General features: G+C 64.4%; 12 protein-coding genes. 5 read left to right on the top strand and 7 right to left on the bottom strand.

Going from position 1 to position 17,121, the window contains the following annotated elements; translation table 11 throughout:
- Positions 1 to 159 precede the first annotated feature (159 nt).
- From sucC to HBF26_RS11755, 4 genes are all read left to right on the top strand, one after another.
- A complete protein-coding gene (sucC, locus tag HBF26_RS11770; RefSeq protein WP_167021859.1) occupies positions 160 to 1,320 on the top strand; it encodes an ADP-forming succinate--CoA ligase subunit beta in 1,161 nt (386 codons plus the stop codon).
- A gap of 14 nt (positions 1,321 to 1,334) precedes the next feature.
- Positions 1,335 to 2,207 carry a succinate--CoA ligase subunit alpha gene (sucD, locus tag HBF26_RS11765; RefSeq protein WP_167021860.1) on the top strand — a complete coding sequence of 291 codons (873 nt, stop codon included), beginning with the start codon at positions 1,335 to 1,337 and terminating at the stop codon, positions 2,205 to 2,207.
- 458 nt (positions 2,208 to 2,665) lie between these two features.
- On the top strand, positions 2,666 to 4,180 hold the full coding sequence (locus tag HBF26_RS11760; protein ID WP_167126330.1) for an N-acetylmuramoyl-L-alanine amidase family protein: 1,515 nt from the start codon (positions 2,666 to 2,668) through the stop codon (positions 4,178 to 4,180).
- Positions 4,181 to 4,675: 495 nt separating this feature from the next.
- Positions 4,676 to 7,684: a TonB-dependent receptor gene (locus HBF26_RS11755; protein ID WP_167126327.1), complete on the top strand. Its 3,009-nt coding sequence runs from the start codon at positions 4,676 to 4,678 to the stop codon at positions 7,682 to 7,684.
- Positions 7,685 to 7,787: 103 nt separating this feature from the next.
- On the opposite strand, the gene HBF26_RS11750 is transcribed toward HBF26_RS11755, so the two are convergent.
- From HBF26_RS11750 to HBF26_RS11720, 7 genes are read right to left on the bottom strand one after another with little or no spacing between them, the layout of a single operon-like run.
- Positions 7,788 to 8,912 (bottom strand): NAD(P)/FAD-dependent oxidoreductase, encoded by a 1,125-nt coding sequence (locus HBF26_RS11750; protein WP_167126324.1) that lies wholly within the window; start codon positions 8,910 to 8,912, stop codon positions 7,788 to 7,790.
- Positions 8,909 to 10,144, bottom strand: a complete 1,236-nt coding sequence (locus HBF26_RS11745; RefSeq protein WP_167126321.1) for a dicarboxylate/amino acid:cation symporter — start codon at positions 10,142 to 10,144, stop codon at positions 8,909 to 8,911. The genes HBF26_RS11750 and HBF26_RS11745 overlap by 4 nt, the downstream gene beginning before the upstream one ends.
- Entirely contained in the window at positions 10,141 to 10,902 is a 762-nt protein-coding gene (locus HBF26_RS11740) for a L,D-transpeptidase family protein (RefSeq protein WP_167126319.1), read from the bottom strand. The genes HBF26_RS11745 and HBF26_RS11740 overlap by 4 nt, the downstream gene beginning before the upstream one ends.
- 19 nt (positions 10,903 to 10,921) lie before the next feature.
- Positions 10,922 to 11,770, bottom strand: coding sequence for a MurR/RpiR family transcriptional regulator (locus HBF26_RS11735; RefSeq protein WP_167126316.1), 849 nt, complete (start codon positions 11,768 to 11,770; stop codon positions 10,922 to 10,924).
- 10 nt (positions 11,771 to 11,780) lie between these two features.
- Positions 11,781 to 12,872, bottom strand: coding sequence for a dipeptide epimerase (locus HBF26_RS11730; RefSeq protein WP_167126313.1), 1,092 nt, complete (start codon positions 12,870 to 12,872; stop codon positions 11,781 to 11,783).
- A 22-nt stretch (positions 12,873 to 12,894) separates the two neighbouring features.
- Complete coding sequence (locus tag HBF26_RS11725; RefSeq protein WP_167126572.1) at positions 12,895 to 14,283, bottom strand: C40 family peptidase; 1,389 nt, start codon at positions 14,281 to 14,283, stop codon at positions 12,895 to 12,897.
- Between the two features lie 19 nt (positions 14,284 to 14,302).
- Positions 14,303 to 15,451, bottom strand: coding sequence for a DUF819 family protein (locus HBF26_RS11720; protein ID WP_167126310.1), 1,149 nt, complete (start codon positions 15,449 to 15,451; stop codon positions 14,303 to 14,305).
- Between the two features lie 177 nt (positions 15,452 to 15,628).
- Here HBF26_RS11720 and HBF26_RS11715 point away from each other — a divergent pair, with 177 nt between their 5' ends.
- Positions 15,629 to 17,119 carry a transglutaminase-like domain-containing protein gene (locus HBF26_RS11715; RefSeq protein WP_167126307.1) on the top strand — a complete coding sequence of 497 codons (1,491 nt, stop codon included), beginning with the start codon at positions 15,629 to 15,631 and terminating at the stop codon, positions 17,117 to 17,119.
- The last annotated feature ends 2 nt before the right edge of the window (positions 17,120 to 17,121 follow it).

Below are 17,121 nucleotides of genomic sequence, written 5' to 3'. Positions count from 1 at the left end.
GTGGGCGGATGGGCGGGCGCCCCTTTCCATCCGGGGCGCCTTGCGGGAAAATACGCGGCCGTATTGCGTGAAACAGCTCGCAATCGCTCCCCCCTCCCCGTGCAGGCCTCACGGCCGGCGCGCGTTCACACGTTTTCTCCCGTTCGCTCGAGGTATCGAATGAATTTCCACGAGTACCAGGCTAAAGAACTGTTCGCCAAGTACGGCATCGCCGTGCCGCCGGGCAAGACTGCCAACTCTCCCGACGCCGCCGTCGACGCCGCCAAGCACCTTGGCGGCACGCAGTGGATGGTGAAGGCCCAGATCCACGCAGGCGGCCGCGGCAAGGCCGGCGGCGTCAAGTTCTGCCGTAGCCTGGACGATGTCCGCGCCGCTGCCAAGGGCATGCTCGGCACGAACATGGAAACTTACCAGTCCGCCGGCCGTGCGCTGCCGGTGAACCTGGTGCTGGTCACCGACGCGACCGACATCGCGAAGGAACTCTACCTGTCGATCCTCACCGATCGCGACACCAAGTCGATTTCGTTCATCGCCTCCAAGCACGGCGGCGTCGACATCGAGCAGGTGGCGCACGACACGCCGGAAGACATCCACACCATCGTGGTGGATTACGTGGAAGGCCTGCAGCCGTACCAGTGCCGCGAGCTCGGGTTCAAGATGGACCTGAACCCGAAGCAGGTGAACCAGCTCGTCAAGATCATGCTGGGCCTGTACAAGCTCTTCAACGAGAAAGACCTCTCGCTGGTCGAGCTGAACCCGCTGGCGATCCTCGCCGACGGCAACCTCGCCGCCCTCGACGGCAAGGTGAACTCCGACGACAACGCCGAGTTCCGTCATCCGGACCTCGCCGCCATGCGCGACCTCACGCAGGAAGACGCCGCCGAAGCGGCCGCCGTCCAGCACAATCTCAACTACGTCACCATGGACGGCACGATCGGCTGCATGGTCAACGGCGCCGGCCTCGCGATGGCCACGATGGACGTGATCAAGCTGGCGGGCGGCGAGCCGGCCAACTTCCTCGACGTCGGCGGCGGCGCCACCAAGGAGCGCGTCACCGAGGCGTTCAAGCTCATCCTCTCGTCCGACAAGGTGAAGGCCATCCTGGTCAACATCTTCGGCGGCATCGTGCGCTGCGACCTGATCGCCGAAGGCATCATCGCCGCCGTGAAGGAAGTGGGCCTGAAGATTCCGGTGGTCGTGCGCCTGCAGGGCACCAATGTCGAGAAGGGCCGCGAACTGCTGGCCAACTCGGGCCTGGCGATCACGCCGGCCGACGATCTCAACGATGCGGCCCAGAAGGCCGTGGCCGCCGCGGCCTGAGGAGCGAAAGCAACATGAGCGTCCTGATCAACAAGAACACCAAGGTCCTCGTCCAGGGCTTCACCGGACAGCAGGGTACCTTCCACGCCGAACAGGCGATCGACTACGGCACCAAGATCGTCGGTGGCGTCACCCCGGGCAAGGGCGGTTCCGAGCACATCGGCCTGCCGGTCTTCAACACCGTGCGCGACGCCGTCGACCAGACGGGCGCCGACGCATCGGTGATCTTCGTGCCGCCGCCGTTCGCGGCCGACTCGATCCTCGAAGCCATCGCCGGCGGCATCAAGGTCATCGTGGCCATCACCGAGGGCATCCCGGTGCTCGACATGATGCGCGTGAAGAACGTGCTGAAGTCGCATCCGGACGTGGTGCTCGTCGGTCCGAACTGCCCCGGCGTCATCACCCCGGGCGAGTGCAAGATCGGCATCATGCCGGGTCACATCCACAAGCCGGGCAAGGTCGGCATCGTCTCGCGTTCGGGCACGCTCACGTATGAGGCAGTGTTCCAGACCACGAACGAAGGCCTGGGCCAGTCCACCTGCATCGGCATCGGTGGCGACCCGATCAACGGTCTGAACTTCATCGACTGCCTGAAGCTCTTCCAGGACGATCCGCAGACCGAAGGCATCATCATGGTCGGCGAAATCGGCGGCAGCGCCGAGGAAGACGCGGCCGAGTTCATCGGCCAGTACGTCAAGAAGCCCGTGGTGTCGTTCATCGCCGGCGCCTCGGCTCCTCCGGGCAAGCGCATGGGCCACGCCGGCGCGATCATCTCCGGCGGCAAGGGCACGGCGGCGGCGAAGTTCGCCGCGCTGGAAAAGGCGGGCGTGACCACGGTCAAGTCCCCGGCCGACCTCGGCAAGACCCTCGCGGGTCTGATGAAGTAAGCCTCGCGCACTTTGCTGTGCGTATAAGAGCCGCGGCCTTCGGGTCGCGGCTTTTTTTGTTGGTGCGGTTCAGCATGTTCGCGTGACACAGGTCTGGCGTTCGCAGGGACGAAGTGCGGTGAACCAACCAATTTCCCGCTCGTCATTCCTGCGAAAGCAGGAATCCAGCGCCTCATTGCATGGCCGAAGCCGCCGTCGGCTCGGAAGGTGAGGCCAGAGGCTTCGCCTCGAGGTGGACACCGAAGACGATCCCCATGCTTGAGGCGGCTTGTCGGGAGAGCCGGCGCGCGCTGTGAGTCCTTTCCCGGGACGGGCAAGTGATCGATTGACGCAAGTGCGCGGGAAGTGGCGACTCATCCAAGTCCGTGCCGACAAGGACGATGGAGACGCCGCGCTCCGCGGCGCCACTCGGATTGACCATGTCGCAATCACTAAGCCGGAGGATATTCCTATGTTTGATGCTCACCGCGGCCTGCACGTGCGTGCCTCAAGCGATCGCACAGGAGGTTCCGAAAAAGACAATCGTCGAAATGACGGAAGATGAGCAAGTAAACCTCGTCAGGGAAATGCAGCGCACCGTCGACAATGCCATCATCGGGGCGCACTTTTTCAGCGAAGACCCGTTACCGATCCACGTCGAGGTCAGCGTCGACCCGATGACCAATCTCGTGCTTCTCAATGTCGATGAGCGACTTGGGCCCGATGCGTTGACGAGCGAGTTCAACGATTTCGCCGCGCATCTTAGCAGCGCACTGTGGGGGCCGATGGAGAGGATCGACGGCGTTACCGGCATAGACTTCAGGTTCGGCGGCTTCGATGCCGATCACTGGCCGATCAATCGCCGTCCTGAAGCTTCCGAGAGGAGTCAGAGGCGTCGGCGCAATGTCGACCGCAAACCCCTCGTGGTCGTATCGCCGGGGCACGGGCTTTACTTTCACCACAAGTATAAGGATTGGCGTGCGCAGCGAGAGTCGGCCAACGGCATCCTCGAGGATGACATCACGCCGGTGCTTTCCGGGCACCTCCTCTGGGAATTACAACGCGACAATGCCGAAGTTAAGACCCTTCGCTACCACGGCGATAGGTTTTCCCACAAACCCAGCGGGGAATCATGGTGGCGCCTCGCCGCACGGTACCATCTTGAAAGGTCAGATCCCGAACTAAGGGATGTATGGCAATCACAGGGCAAGGATAACTCCCTGAAAGAGCGCAACGAAGACATTCGTAGCCGCCCTCTCTTCGCCAATCACATGAAGGCAGATGCACTGATTCATATCCATACCAATGCGGATACGAGCAGTGAGGTCAATGGGTTGCGCACATACATCCATGGCCGGCCTGCAGATCACGAGCTTGCGTCGAAGATTCTATGCAGCGCGCGAGAACTGATTCGTACGGACGACGATTTCAAGGACTTTTCTGTTAGTTCAGTGCCGCACGTGGCTTCTTGGCACGCAGAAAATAAATTAGCCCGGATGCCATCGGTCATCGTTGAGGTTGGATTCCACACCAATCCCAAAGACGCCGAGTTCCTCAAGAAACGAGACTTTCAGGTGCTCGCGATGCGTGGTGTCGCAAAGGGTTATCGGCTCTATCGGAACAAGCTGCCGTGCGAGGAATTCGCGATCAATCCAACCGAACAGGTTGAGGGGCAGATAAATCGCGACACCCAGATGCCTTTCAGTTTCAAAGGAAACCCTCGATTTCCGGTAAGGGTCTGGTCGACTCGGCTCGATTGCAGTGGAATCGGCTGCCAAGAGCACGAATACGAGCTATCACGACAGGAAGATATCGGGCGGCTGCGGATCAGATATATGTGTCGCAGTATACAGTCGAGCCGGGTACCAAACGACGAGGGCGCCGTGATCGAACTGCAGGTCAAGGCCCGCGAATCCGACCGTGTGTACGCCAAGCCAGCCCTTTATCGCGTAGCCTGCCCAAAGAAGAATCAGAGCCAGGCAGGAAGGCGTTGACGTCCAATCGCTCGTAAGTCCTTCATCCCACGGCCCGGACCTGGGGCGGGGTCCGGCTCCTCTGCCCTTATGGCCTTTGGAACGAATGCCGCGGGATATGGCTGCGGCATTCGCACTTCTATCCCAGTTCGAGCCGCGGGCCATCTAGACGTCCAAATGCTTGACACGGCCATATCGAACCGTGTTACGGTTGCGCACCGCAGCAAAAAACGAGGGGTCGTCATGCGTCACCCTGAACTCGTTGCTTTCCATCCCATGCGCGTGCGTCTCGCCGCGGTGCGATGTTGTTGTTGCCGCTGATCCAGCGGCGCTAGCGCTGTTCGGCTGCGCCGGGCACGGCGCGCCTTCCTGATTTCGTTCCGATCCATCAACGCCTCGCAGGCGTAACGGGCGTTCGCGTCCGTGCACCGGCAAGCCGCTGCGATCGATCCATCGCCCTCGCAAGGGGAAGGCGATGCGGTTACGGCTTGCCTAACTCCACGATCAAGGGTTTTCATGAGCATGTTTTCGTTGCAACGGTCGCTGCTGGCCGTCGCGGTGTTCTCCGCGTTTTCAGGGGCCGTGCTGGCGCAATCCACCACGGGTTCCATCTATGGGCAGGTGCAGGCGAGCGAGGGTGATGTCGTTCGTGTGGTGAACGACACGGGTCTCACGCGCGAGGTACCGATCGACGCGCGCGGTCGTTACTCCGTGGCACAGCTGCCCCTGGGTACGTATACGGTGTCGGTGATCCATGCCGGCGCGCCCGTGCAGAGCCGCGAGAACGTGGCCCTGCGCGTCGGCGCCGGTGTGGAGGTGTCGTTCGCGGAGCAGGGCGTGCAGGACCTGGGCGGCGTGAAAGTGTCGGCGAATGCCTTGCCCGCCATCGATGTGTCCACGGTGGATTCGCGTACCGTGGTCACGTCGCAGCAGCTTGCCAGGCTCCCCTTGGCGCGGAATTCCGAGGCCATTGCGTTGTTGGCGCCGGGCGCCGTCAACAACAGCGGAAGCTATACCGGTGCCACCGGAAACTCCCTGGTGTCGTTCGGCGGTTCCGCCGCAAGCGAGAATGCCTATTACGTCAACGGCTTCAACACGACCGATCCGCTGCGCGGGTTCGGTGGCATCTCGCTGCCTTACGGCGCCATCGAGCAGCAGGAGGTGTACACCGGCGGCTACAGCGCGCAGTACGGTCGCTCCGACGGTGGCGTCATCAACGTGGTGGGTAAGCGCGGAACGAACGAGTGGCACGGCGGAGCACAGCTGATCTGGGAGCCGAACGGTCTGCGCGCGCACGAGAAGGACAGCTATTACACGAACGGCCTTCCTCCGCAGCCGAAGGCAGGGCGTCTCTATGCTCCCAACAGCGCCAATACCGTCACCTCCACCACGGCGAGCCTCTATGCCGGCGGTCCCCTGATCAAGGACAAGCTGTTCCTCTTCGCGGCGGCCGAGGTGGAAAGGCAAACGGGCGACACGATAAGCAACGTGACCTTGCCGCAGTCGCCCGACCGCTCGTACCGTTATCAGCTGCCACGCTGGTACGCGAAGCTGGACTGGAACATCGACGACGCCAACATCCTGGAAGTGACCGGTGCATCCGACAAGTCCGAGCGCTCGGGTACCGTCTACGATTACGACTACGCCAACCGCCAGCGCGGAGAGCGCCTGTCCGGCGCCAATAACGAGAAGTTCGGTGGCGACGTCTACACGGCGAAATACACGGGTTACCTGACCGACAATCTCACCATCAGCGCGCAGTACGGAAAGATGCGCACGACGAACTATGTGGTGCCTTCGGGATACAACCCCGATGCTGTGTATATCGCTGGGCAGGATTTCCAGAATCCCGCCTACACCGGCGGTGTAGCGCGCGACAACGGGCAGACGGTCTTGTCGTTGGCGAATCCGAACCGCGGCAACGAAACGACGAACACGCGATTCGACATTCACTACACCCTGGGCGACCACACGATCACCGCGGGCATCGACAACCAGCAGGCGCGTGCGCGCGATCAGGGCACGTCCAGTTCCGGTCCCGGCTATATCTGGACCTACGGGCAGGGCGCACCCAATCTTCCCATTTCCACGGGGTTGGGCGTGGATGCGCCGGGGAACTATCCCGGTGGCGAGCAGGGCTACTACGTGATACGCGGGGTGTCGTCGAGCCTTGCCACGGTGCGTTCGAGCCAGCGCGCGCAGTACATCGAAGACGCGTGGCAGATCACGGACCGCTGGCTCGTCACGCTGGGCCTGCGCAACGACCAGTTCACCAACTACAACGCCGACAGCGAGGTGTACATCAAGCAGACGTCGCCGCAGTGGGCGCCGCGCCTCGGCTTCAGCTGGGACGTGAATGGCGACTCCACCTTCAAGGTGTATGGCAACGCCGGCCGGTATTACCTGGGCTTGCCACTCAATCCCGCGCTCAATGCGGCGGGCGGGGCGTTATCCACGTCGCAATACTTCACGTACACCGGTATCGCTGCCGATGGTCAGCCGACCGGGCTGACGGCGATCGCGCCCGGTGTGCCCGTGTCGTCGAACAATTACTTCGGCCAGCTTCCGGACCCGAAGACCGTGGCCGCCAAGGGCATGAAGGCGGAAAACCAGGACGAGTACATCCTTGGCTTCACGAAGACCTTCGGCAGCGACTGGGTTTACGGCGCCAAGCTGACGTACCGGAAGCTGCGCAACGCCATCGACGACTATTGCGACATCGATCGCATCGTCGCGCAGGGGCAGGCCCTCGGCCTGGATATCGACACCAACCAGGTGAACAGCTGCTACCTGTTCAACCCGGGGCAGGCGAATACCTTCACGCTGCTGGACACCGCGGGTAATCACGTGGAAGTGCCGGTGAGCAACAAGGAGCTGGGTTTCCAGGGGCTGAAGCGCAAGTATTACAGCCTCGAGCTGCTGCTGGAGCATCCGTTCGACGGCACCTGGTACGCGCGTGCCACCTATGTCTTTTCGCGGAGCTACGGCAATACGGAAGGCCAGCTACGCTCCGATCTCAACCAGACGGCCGCATCCACCAGCGAGGACTGGGATAACGCGGAAATCATGGAGCACACCAACGGTCCGCAGAGCAACGATCACACGCACCAGCTCAAGGTGTTCGGTTACTGGCAGATCGCGCCGGAATGGTTGGCATCCGCGAATGTCAGCCTGGTGTCGGGTACGCCGCGGCATTGCCTGGGCTATTACGGACCGGATCGCTCCGACCCGGCGGGCTATTCGGGCAATTACCACTATTGCAACGGCCTGCCGTCGCCGCCGGGCGAACAGGGCCGCCTGCCGTGGATACGCCAGATCGACCTCGGCGTGACCTGGCGGCCGTCGTTCGGCGACGGGAAGCTGGCCTTCAACGCGAATGTGTTCAACCTGCTCAACGAGCGGCGCGCATTGCAGAAGTATCCATATTCCGAAGCGGGTCCGGGGCTGCCCGAGCCGGCGTATGGCGTGATCACGGCACGGCAGGAGCCGAGGTATGGGCGCTTGAGCGTTTCGTACGATTTCTGACGACAGGCGATCGCTTTGTGTGGGAGCCGCTTCAGCGGCGATGGGTGCTTGCTGCACACTGGCCCGCTGCCGCGGGATCGCCGCTGAAGCGGCTCCCACAGGTTCATTGGCGGAGTCGTGCCGGGCCAAGCAACTCCGGTGTGATGCCCTGGTCCACCAGATGCCAGGGCATCGGCCGTCCCAGGATTAGCGCTGCGCAGGCTTCGGCCATCGCCGCGCTGGTCTGGATGCCATAGCCGCCCTGCGCCGCCAACCAGAAGAAACCTTCGGCATCGGGCGCGAAGCCGCCCACGAGGTCGCCGTCGGCGACGAAGCTGCGCAGGCCCGCCCATGTACGTGCCGGGCGGTGGATCGTCATCGTCGTGGCTTCCTCGATGCGATGGATGCCGAGCGCGATGTCGTATTCCTCCGGTTGCACGTCGTGCGGATGCGTCGGGTCGGCATTGGCTGCCGAGCCCAGCAGCAGGCCGGCGTCCGGTTTGAAGTAGAAGGTTTCGTCGATATCCACGACGAATGGCCATGCGTCGACGGCAACGCCTTTCGGTGCCGCAAAGGTGAACGCCGAACGTCGCCTCGGCTCCAGGCCGATGGGTTTCACGCAGGCCAGTACTGCGAGGACATCCGCCCAGGCACCGGCAGCATTCACCAACACGGGTGCGCGCCATGCCTCGTTCAGTATCCAATGGTCGCCTTCGCGGCGGATCGACTGCACGTCGGTGTCGACATGCAGCGTCACGCCGTTGGCCTTCGCGCCGCGCAGGAAACCCTGGTGCAGTTCGTTCACGTCGATGTCGGCGGAGTCCGGCTCGAAGAACGCGATCTCCGCCGCTTCCGGACGAAGGACGGGCACGCGGTCGCGAACGGCCGAACCGCTCAGGAGGGAAAGCGACGGCGTGTGCTGCCGCACCGCTTCGTATTCCGCTTTCACGCGTTCGGCCTGACCGGCACCGCCGATGACCAGGGCGCCGCGTGGCTGCAGGATCGGATGGGTGGCGAAACCCGCCGGCGGCCGTTCCAGGAAAGGGCGCGTGGCGCGGCTGAGGGCGCGCACCTGCGGGGAGCCATAGCTCTCGCTGAAATGAGCCGCGGAGCGGCCGGTGGTATGGAAGCCCGCGAACGACTCCCGTTCCAGCACGGCCACGCGCGCATGCGGCGCAAGGAACCACGCCACCGATGCACCGGCGATACCGCCGCCGACCACGATGACATCCAGTTGCTTCATGCTCATGCCTTGTCCCTGGACGATTGGGCCGCGACCACGCTGGTGGCGGCGAGGTCGGCGGTGACGTTGCCCAGCGTGGCGAGGGTGTCGGGAAGCGTGTCCACCGCCAGCATCAGACCCAGCGGCCCGACAGGCAGCCCCATCGCCTGCGCCACGGGCACGTTGGTCGCGATGAATGTCACCTGGCCCGGCAGGCCCACCGATCCGAGGCTGATCACCACCGCCAGCGCGGCACCCGCGGCAAGCTGCGCCGGGCCGAGGTCGATGCCGAGCGCCCATGCGATGAAGCACGACGACACGATGTACTGCACCGGGCTGGTCAGCCGGAACAGGGATACGGCCATCGGCAGCACCAGCGAGGTGACCGCGGTGGGGTAGCCCAGCCGCCTGTCCGCGCTCTCGATCATCGCCGGCAGCGATGCGAGCGAGGACTGTGTGCTCGCCGCGACAACTTGCGCCGGCGCGATCGCGGTGGCGAAGCGCACGAAGGGTTCGCCGCCCCAGAGGCGCGCCACCACAAGCATCAGCACGGTGACCATGAGGTACACGATGCACTCCACCAATACATAGGCGCCAAGCGCGCCGAGCATCTGCAATCCTGCGCGTGCGCACACGGAAAAGATGAGGGCGAAGACGCCGAACGGGGCGAGCAGAAGCACCCAGCGCACGACGACGATCATGGCGTCGGCGATGGCGCCGAAGAGTTCGACGGCGAGCGCGCGCCGCTCCGGAGCGATGCGAGTGAGCGCGAAGCCGAGGAACATCGCGAACACCACCAGCGGCAGCATGGCGCTTTGTGCCGCAGCCATGATCGCGTTGGTCGGAACGATACCGGCGAGCCAGTCGCTCCACCCGATGGGCGCGGTGGTGGCCAGATGACCGGTAGCCGTGCCGAGGGCCGTGCGCAGCGACTCGCTGCGCGGGAACAGCATGAAGAGTTCCGGTGCGGCCAAGGCTGCCACGGCGGCACCGAGCGCGAGCAACAGGAGGAAGACCACGATGGCGCGGCGGGCGATGCGTCCGGACGCCGCCGCATCGGTCGCGGTGTTCGCGCCGACGACCACGAGCGAAAGCACGAGGGGTACCACGGTCATCTGCAATGCGCCCAGCCAGAGCTTGCCGAGCGGTTGCACCACGTCGGCCACGCGCACGGCGGCGTCGGGCGCCCAGTGGGCCAGGGCGATACCGGCGGCGGCACCGAGTGCCAGGCCGAGGAGGATGCGTTGGGTGGCGGTCATGGGGCCGGCAGGTTCCAGGCTTCGCGCAGGCGCGCGTATTCGGTCTTGGGAAGCAGCACGAAGACGGGTTTCTTGCTCGGGTCCAGCCATGCGAGCAGGCGCTCCATGGTGCCGTCGGTCATGGCGGTGCAGCCCACGGTGGGCGAGGTGGGCGACTTCCACAGATGGGCGAAGATGCAGCTGCCCGCGCCCTTGCGCCCCTCGGGGTTGTGTTCGATGACGAAGCCGATGCGGTAGGCCCGGTCGCCGTCGAAATGGAGATCGCGACGCATCGCTTCGGTGGCGCCGGCCACCGCATTCCTGCCCACCTTGTCCGCGTCCACGATGCGGTTGTAGTAGGGGGAACGATCCACATCCACGCAGTAATCCGTTGCCGTGAGGCCGCGATAAGGCATGGCGGTGGGGTTGCTTTCCGCGTAGCCGAACGCGGGCCCCACTCGGAACACGCCCGCCGGGCTGCGGCCGTCGCCTTCCTTCTTCACGGGACCGTCCTGTTCGGGAGGATTGAGGCCTATGCCCCACGCGCTGCCGCGTTTGCCGATCGTCACGTCGGCGGCAGAGCCTTCCTGTTTCCAGTGAGTGCCCTCGCGCACGTACGTGCGCAAGGTACCGTGGTCCGCGTTCCATCCGTCCGTGGTCACCACGATCATCTGCCGCGACACGGACCAGGCCGCGGGCGTTTCGAATGCCCCCGATGGCATGGTGGCGACGAATGCCAGCAGTCCGAGGACACGGGGAAGGCGACTAGGCAATGGCATGGTGCGCTCCGGCAAGGATTCAGGTTGCCCCTAACATCTGGTGGATACGATCGAGGTTCTCCACCAGGCGGGCATGACGGGCTTCGTCTCCCTCGCACAGATGCACGAACACGGTGTCGAGCAACTGCTGCACGGTGGACTGGTAGATCAGGGATTGCACATAGGATGCGTCGTCGTGCGCGGCCACGGCCAGCGAGACGTCGGACAGCGCACGCAGCGGGTTGGACGTGTGCCGCGTCACCGTGGCCACACGGCCGCGATGCTCACGGAAATAGCGGGCCAGCTTCACGAGCGCCGGATGCTTGCCGTGCTCGGAGAATACGATGAGCAGGTCGCCCGGCGCGGACATGGCCACCTGTGCGGCCATGCGCCCGACGTCCACGTGACGGATGGCGACGATGCCGAGCAGCGACAGGCGTGCCGCGAATCCGCGGGCGTGCAGTTCGTCTTCGCCGACGCCGATGAGGAACACCTTGCCCGCCGCGTCCAGCGCCGCGACCAGTTCGCGCAGGGTGGCGGGATCGTTGATGAGGCGTGTGGCTTCTTCCGCCCGGGACTTGCGCTGCCAGAGCGTGGCACCCAGCGCGTCGCCACCCTCGCGTTCCTCACGCGCCGGGGTGCCGTCGCCCGTTTCCTCAGTGCGGCCGATGGCCTCGCCCACGGAGTACTTGAGGTCGGGATAGCCGCGGAACCCTAGCTTCTGCGTGAACTTCACGACGCTGGACTGGCTGATGCCCAGCGCGCTCGCCAGTTGCTGCGAGGAATAGTCGCGGAGCAACTGGGCATTCTCGAGGATGAAATCGGCGATGCGCCGCTCCACCGCCGACATGCGGTCGCGCTCGGAACGGATCTTCACCAGCGGCGACATGGCGGCTCCTTCAAAGAGGTTCGAGACCGCGGATTTCGCGGATGCCGAGGCCCGGGGCCTCGCTGATGGAAATCTCGGATTCGTTGAAGTTCACGCCGCCGTCCACCGGGTCGTAAGCACAGAGCGAAGGGCCATCCAGGTCCACCTTGGTGATCACGTCGGATTTGGCCACCGCCACGTGCACCGCGGCAGCCACGCTGATACTGGATTCGAGCATGCAGCCGATCATGCATTCCACGCCGTACAGCCCGGCGATGTCGGCGATGCGGATGGCATTGGAGATGCCGCCGGTTTTCATCAGCTTGATATTGATGATGTCGGCGGCGCGCATGCGGATGAGATCCATCACCTCGGCCGGGCCGAACACGCTTTCGTCCGCCATGATCGGCGTGTGCACGCGCTCGGTGACGTAGCGCATGCCTTCCAGATCGCGCGCCTTCACCGGCTGTTCCACCAGTTCCAGGCGGACGCCCGCGTCTTCCAGCGCATGCAGCGCATAGACGGCTTCCTTCGCCGTCCAGCCCTGGTTGGCGTCCAGGCGAAGCAGGGCGCGGTCTTCCACTGCGGCGTAGATGGCGCGCACACGCTCGATGTCCACGCCGATGTCCTTGCCCACCTTGATCTTGAGCGACTCGAAACCGCGTTCCACCGCCGCCACCGAATCGGCCACCATCTTGTCGATGTAATCCACGCTGATGGTGATGTCGGTGGTGATGACCGGGTCGCCGCCACCGAGCAGCTTGTACAGCGGTGCATCGTAAAGCTGGCCCCAGAGGTCGTAGATCGCGATTTCCACCGCCGCCTTGGCGCTCGTGTTCTTCTCCATGGCCCCTTGCACCAGCTTGGTGATGCGGTTCAGATCGGCGATGTCCTGGCCGATGAGGCGCGGCGCGATGTAGTGGCGGATGGCATCCACGATGGAACCATGGGTGTCGCCGGTGATGACCGCCGTGGCCGGGGCCTCGCCGTAACCCACGCGCCCATCGTCGGTGTGAACCATCACCACGATGTCTTCGACCTTGTCCACGGTGCGCAGCGCCGTCTTGAACGGGGTCTTCAGCGGTACGCGCAGCATGCCGAAGCGGATATCGGTGATTTTCATGGAGCCTCGTTGGGCAAGGTAATCAGCGGATGCGGACGATGCTGGTCATGATGTCGACGAATGTCTTGTCATGGCTCGACATCATCGGCAGGAGCGGCGTGACCGACACTTCGTTGAGCTTCACGTGCCGGAGGCTGCCGTCGGCCTGGCGGTAGCTCATGCCGCCCACGTCGTGGATGACGTAGGGCTGGCCGTCGATCTTGCCGATGACCATCATCACGTGGCCGGGAATGTAGACGAGGTCGCCCACTTCCAGCGCCATCGCCGCCTTCAGTCGTGCGTCGTGGCCGTCCTTGTCGGTGTAGAGCGTGTGCGTGAGGCCGGGGCTGATGCTCTGGTCGCGCGTGTTGCGCGGCATCTGCACGCCCATGCTGCGATATACGTCCGATACGAAACCGCTGCAGTCGCGGCCGTTGTAGGCGTGTCCCCAACCGTAACGCTCGCCGAGGAACTTGAACGCCTGGCGTACGATGTTGGCACGCGTGAGCGGAAGGTAGTCCGGCGAGGAATCCTGGTTTCGCTGGAGCAGGGCCGGATGGAACGACAAGGCGCCCCTGGCGTCGCGTACCGGCAGGCTGAGCACCCAGGAGGCATACGGGCTCTGGCCGTTCACGGGCTGGTCGGCGGGCAGCGATGTATCCAGCGGTACGCGAGTGCCCATGTCCAGTTGCAACTCGGAAACAGCGGGTGCCTCGGGCGTGTACACGGTGAGCGGCTTGGCGCCGGTGATCACGCGATAGGGCGTTGCATCGGCGTGGGCGAATACCGCGGCGGCGTCGCCATAGGCCACGTCGGCGGCGTTCACCCAGGCGGCATAGCGCGGGCTCACCACGAATACCCAGTTGCCGTCCTTGCTGGTGTGCACGGACACCAGCGGATCGCCCGGGAAGAGCGTGCTTTCCTGGAAGCGGTCGATGTCTTTGTCGTCGGCGTCACGGAACACGCGCAGATCGGTGGGGTAGCCACGCAGCGCGGTGCGCCGGACCGCCATGCCGTAGCGTGGCTCGACCTGCGCCGGGATCGTATCGATCGCCGCGTTGGCCAGCACGCTGTCGATGGCGGCGGCGGCCACCGGTGCGCCCTTCACGTCGAACAACGGCTTGCTCGGTCTGCTGGTCAGTTTCTCGATCCAGGCCTTCACCTGGTCACGCGGCAACGCGGCCGGAAGGTGGCGGATATCGTGCATCGATGGATCGAGCCGGGCGACACGTTCGTTCAGTGCCGCGATGGCGGCGCGATCGAGCAGCGGCTTGTCGGCGTCAGCAAGGCGAGCCACCCAGAAATCGGGCGTGAGCTGCGCATCGGTGACGCCCATGACGCCGGAGGGCGGCACGAGCATGTCGGCTGCCGCGACCGGCGCGCCGCCGAGCGAGAGCGCGAGCAGCGTTGCGAGCAGGGCGGGGCGAAGCATTTTCATAGCGAGTTCCTTGTCAGGAGGCCAACGCCGAAAGCACCGCGGCGACGACGAGACCGAATCCGGTCCCGAGGATATAACCGAGCAGGGCGAGCAGGATGCCCACCGGCACCAGCGACCTCGAATAGGTAGCGGCCAGCACCGGCGTGGCGGCCACGCCGCCGATGTGCGCGAGCGAGGAAATGCCACACAGATAGAGATCGAAGTGGAAGATGCGCGCCGCGATACAGAGCAATGCCGCGTGCAACGCGATGACGGTGACCCCCGCGAGGAGATAGACGGGCGCGGCGGCGATGCCGGCAAAGCTGCTCTGCGAAGCGAGCACCGCCACCACGGAGATCAACAGGGCGCTCGACACGGACTGCGCGCCGGGCAGGCGGGCGAGCTGTGTATGCGCCGCGACGAGGCCGGCCACCGTGGCGATCAGGATGGTCCAAGTCGTGCCCGACACCATGCTGCCGGTAGGCAGATGGGCACCGGCGAGTGCCGACATCGTCGACACCAGTACCGCGAGGCCGAGCCACAACAGCACGCTGTCGCCCGTGGCGGGCGCACGGGGAGCGGTCTCGGCCACGCTCATGTCGGCACTTGACGTGGCCCGGGTCCACCGGTTGAAGGCAGGGGCGAGCCGCGCGACCGCGAACAGCACCACCACCCACATGGAATAGCAGAGGGCATCGGTGAGCAGTGTCGTCGCCAACGACGTGTCCGACATGCCAATGGCCTGTTTCACGGCGATCATGTTCGCCGTGCCGCCCATCCAGCTGCCCGACAGTGATGCGAGCGGCATCCATTCGTTACCGGGCATCCAGTGACGGTAGAGAAGGAAGGTGAGGACGAAGGCCGTGAACAGGCTGATCGAGGTGCAGACGAACACCCCCAGCACGCGCGGCCCAAGCGCCAGGATCGCGCGCAGGTCGCAATTGATCATCAACAGGAAGAGCAGGGCGGGCACCATCCGCGCGACCAGCGTCTGCTGCGCCTCGTGAATCTCCGGCGTGGCCGTCCACAGCCCAGCCACCGAAAGCGCCGTAACCATGAGGTAGGTGAGGACGATGGGCGGAAGGATGTCGAAGACCTTCCAGCCGTAGCGTCGTTCGATCGCCGGCCAGAACCCCGCCGCAAGCAGCATCACGGCCAGATAAGGCCAAACCGACTGGATCACTCGTCCCTCCCCGGGTGGTGTCGCGACGGTCGTCAGGAATATCTATTCCTAACGAGTTAGCCTGAAGCATAAATTATTGACCACGCTTTGCAAGCATGTTACACAGCGGTGAAGCACGTCCATCCACCACGGTTGCATCGGGGATACCGAACGGTGAAAGCGGCTCTACGAAACGCGATGCTATGCGCTGCCCTGGGGGCCGTGTTCCTCTTGCCGTCGGTGGGGGCGGCGTCGCGTAGCGATCCGTCCACGACGTCGACGGCCGCCAGCGAGATCGTGGCGGCGATCGACGCCGGCCACTTCAGGGAGGCGGAAGCCGCCATCGCGAAGGTGCTGTCCCGTCCGGACATCACGACGGAACAGCGCGACGCCCTCGCATTCCAGCGAGAGCGCATGCGCCGCATCCTCCTCGACTTCACGCTGGACGCCGACGCCGTCAAGGCGCGCCTGCGCAAGCAGATTCCGGACCTCACCGATGCGGAGTTTGCGAAGTGGGATCACGCGGGGCTGCTCGAAAAGCAGGTGATCGACGGACGCACGCTCTACTTCAAGCGGTCGCCGGGCAATCTTTTCCGCCTCAGCGCCGAGGCTCGTGCACGGAGAAAAGAGCAGACGCCGTTCGACGACGGTCCCAACGAAGTGTTGAACGACCACCACCGTGCGGTGCGTCAGGCCGCGCTGGCCGAACGTTCCAGCAGCGTGCTGCCGCGGCGCGAGAGCGTGACGCAGATACTCACCGTCAAGGCGGACGCGGTGCCCGCGGGCGAAATCGTTCGGGCCTGGATTCCCTATCCGCGCGCGATCAAGGGGCAGCAGGAAGACATCCGGCTCGTATCGAGCGATCCCGCCGGCGCCAGGATCGCGCCGGAGTCCGCCATGCAGCGCACCGCCTACCTCGAAAAAAAGGCCGTGGCTGGCAAGCCTACCGAGTTTTCGATTACCTACGAGCTGACGCTCTACGCCCGTTATGTCGACATCGATCCGGCGAAGGTCGTGCGTGCTCCGCTCACGCCGGAGCTCGCGCCCTTCGTGACGGAACGGCCTCCGCACATCGTGTTCACCGATGCGATGCGTGCGTATTCGAAGCGCGCGGTGGGCGATGAGACCAACCCCTACCGTATCGCTCAGAAGCTGTTCGCCGCCGTCGATACCATTCCGTGGGCGGGCGCGCGCGAATATTCCACGATCTCCAACATCGGCGATTACACGCTACACGCCGGTCACGGCGACTGTGGCGAGCAGACCTTGCTGCTGATCACCCTTCTCCGCCTCAACGGCATTCCGGCACGCTGGCAGTCGGGCTGGATCTTCTCCGATGGCAAATACAACAACATCCACGACTGGGGCCAGGTCTACCTCGCCCCTTATGGGTGGGTACCGATGGACGTGACCTTCGGCCGACTCGCGGCCGGTGCGAACGCAATGCCGGGCGACGACAAGCTCGAGTGGTTCTACCTCGGCGGCCTGGACGCCTATCGCATCGCCTTCAACGACGATTTCTCGCAGCCGTTCGTACCGGCGAAGACCTTCTTCCGCTCGGAAACGGTCGATTCGCAGCGCGGCGAAGTCGAATGGAAGGGCGGCAACCTGTATTTCGATCAGTGGGACTACGACTTCCGTTGGCATCGTGTCGAAAAGGCGGAAGGGGCCGCCGACACGACGCGCTGACG

The sequence above is a fragment of the Luteibacter jiangsuensis genome, from assembly GCF_011742555.1.
GTDB classification, from domain to species: Bacteria; Pseudomonadota; Gammaproteobacteria; order Xanthomonadales; family Rhodanobacteraceae; genus Luteibacter; species Luteibacter jiangsuensis.
The sequence above is the reverse complement of the archived record's forward strand: the minus strand, read 5'-3'. Positions and strand labels throughout refer to the sequence as shown.

Bases quoted from the DNA above. Each gene is read 5' to 3' on its own strand.
- HBF26_RS11735 (WP_167126316.1), bottom strand. From the start codon at position 11,770: ATGTCGCCGCTGGTGAAGATCCGTTCCGAGCGCGACCGCATGTCGGCG.
- HBF26_RS11755 (WP_167126327.1), top strand. From the start codon at position 4,676: ATGAGCATGTTTTCGTTGCAACGGTCGCTGCTGGCCGTCGCGGTGTTC.
- HBF26_RS11750 (WP_167126324.1), bottom strand. From the start codon at position 8,912: ATGAGCATGAAGCAACTGGATGTCATCGTGGTCGGCGGCGGTATCGCC.
- HBF26_RS11740 (WP_167126319.1), bottom strand. From the start codon at position 10,902: ATGCCATTGCCTAGTCGCCTTCCCCGTGTCCTCGGACTGCTGGCATTC.
- HBF26_RS11745 (WP_167126321.1), bottom strand. From the start codon at position 10,144: ATGACCGCCACCCAACGCATCCTCCTCGGCCTGGCACTCGGTGCCGCC.
- HBF26_RS11730 (WP_167126313.1), bottom strand. From the start codon at position 12,872: ATGAAAATCACCGATATCCGCTTCGGCATGCTGCGCGTACCGCTGAAG.
- HBF26_RS11760 (WP_167126330.1), top strand. From the start codon at position 2,666: ATGCTCACCGCGGCCTGCACGTGCGTGCCTCAAGCGATCGCACAGGAG.
- sucD (WP_167021860.1), top strand. From the start codon at position 1,335: ATGAGCGTCCTGATCAACAAGAACACCAAGGTCCTCGTCCAGGGCTTC.
- HBF26_RS11715 (WP_167126307.1), top strand. From the start codon at position 15,629: ATGCTATGCGCTGCCCTGGGGGCCGTGTTCCTCTTGCCGTCGGTGGGG.
- HBF26_RS11725 (WP_167126572.1), bottom strand. From the start codon at position 14,283: ATGCTTCGCCCCGCCCTGCTCGCAACGCTGCTCGCGCTCTCGCTCGGC.
- sucC (WP_167021859.1), top strand. From the start codon at position 160: ATGAATTTCCACGAGTACCAGGCTAAAGAACTGTTCGCCAAGTACGGC.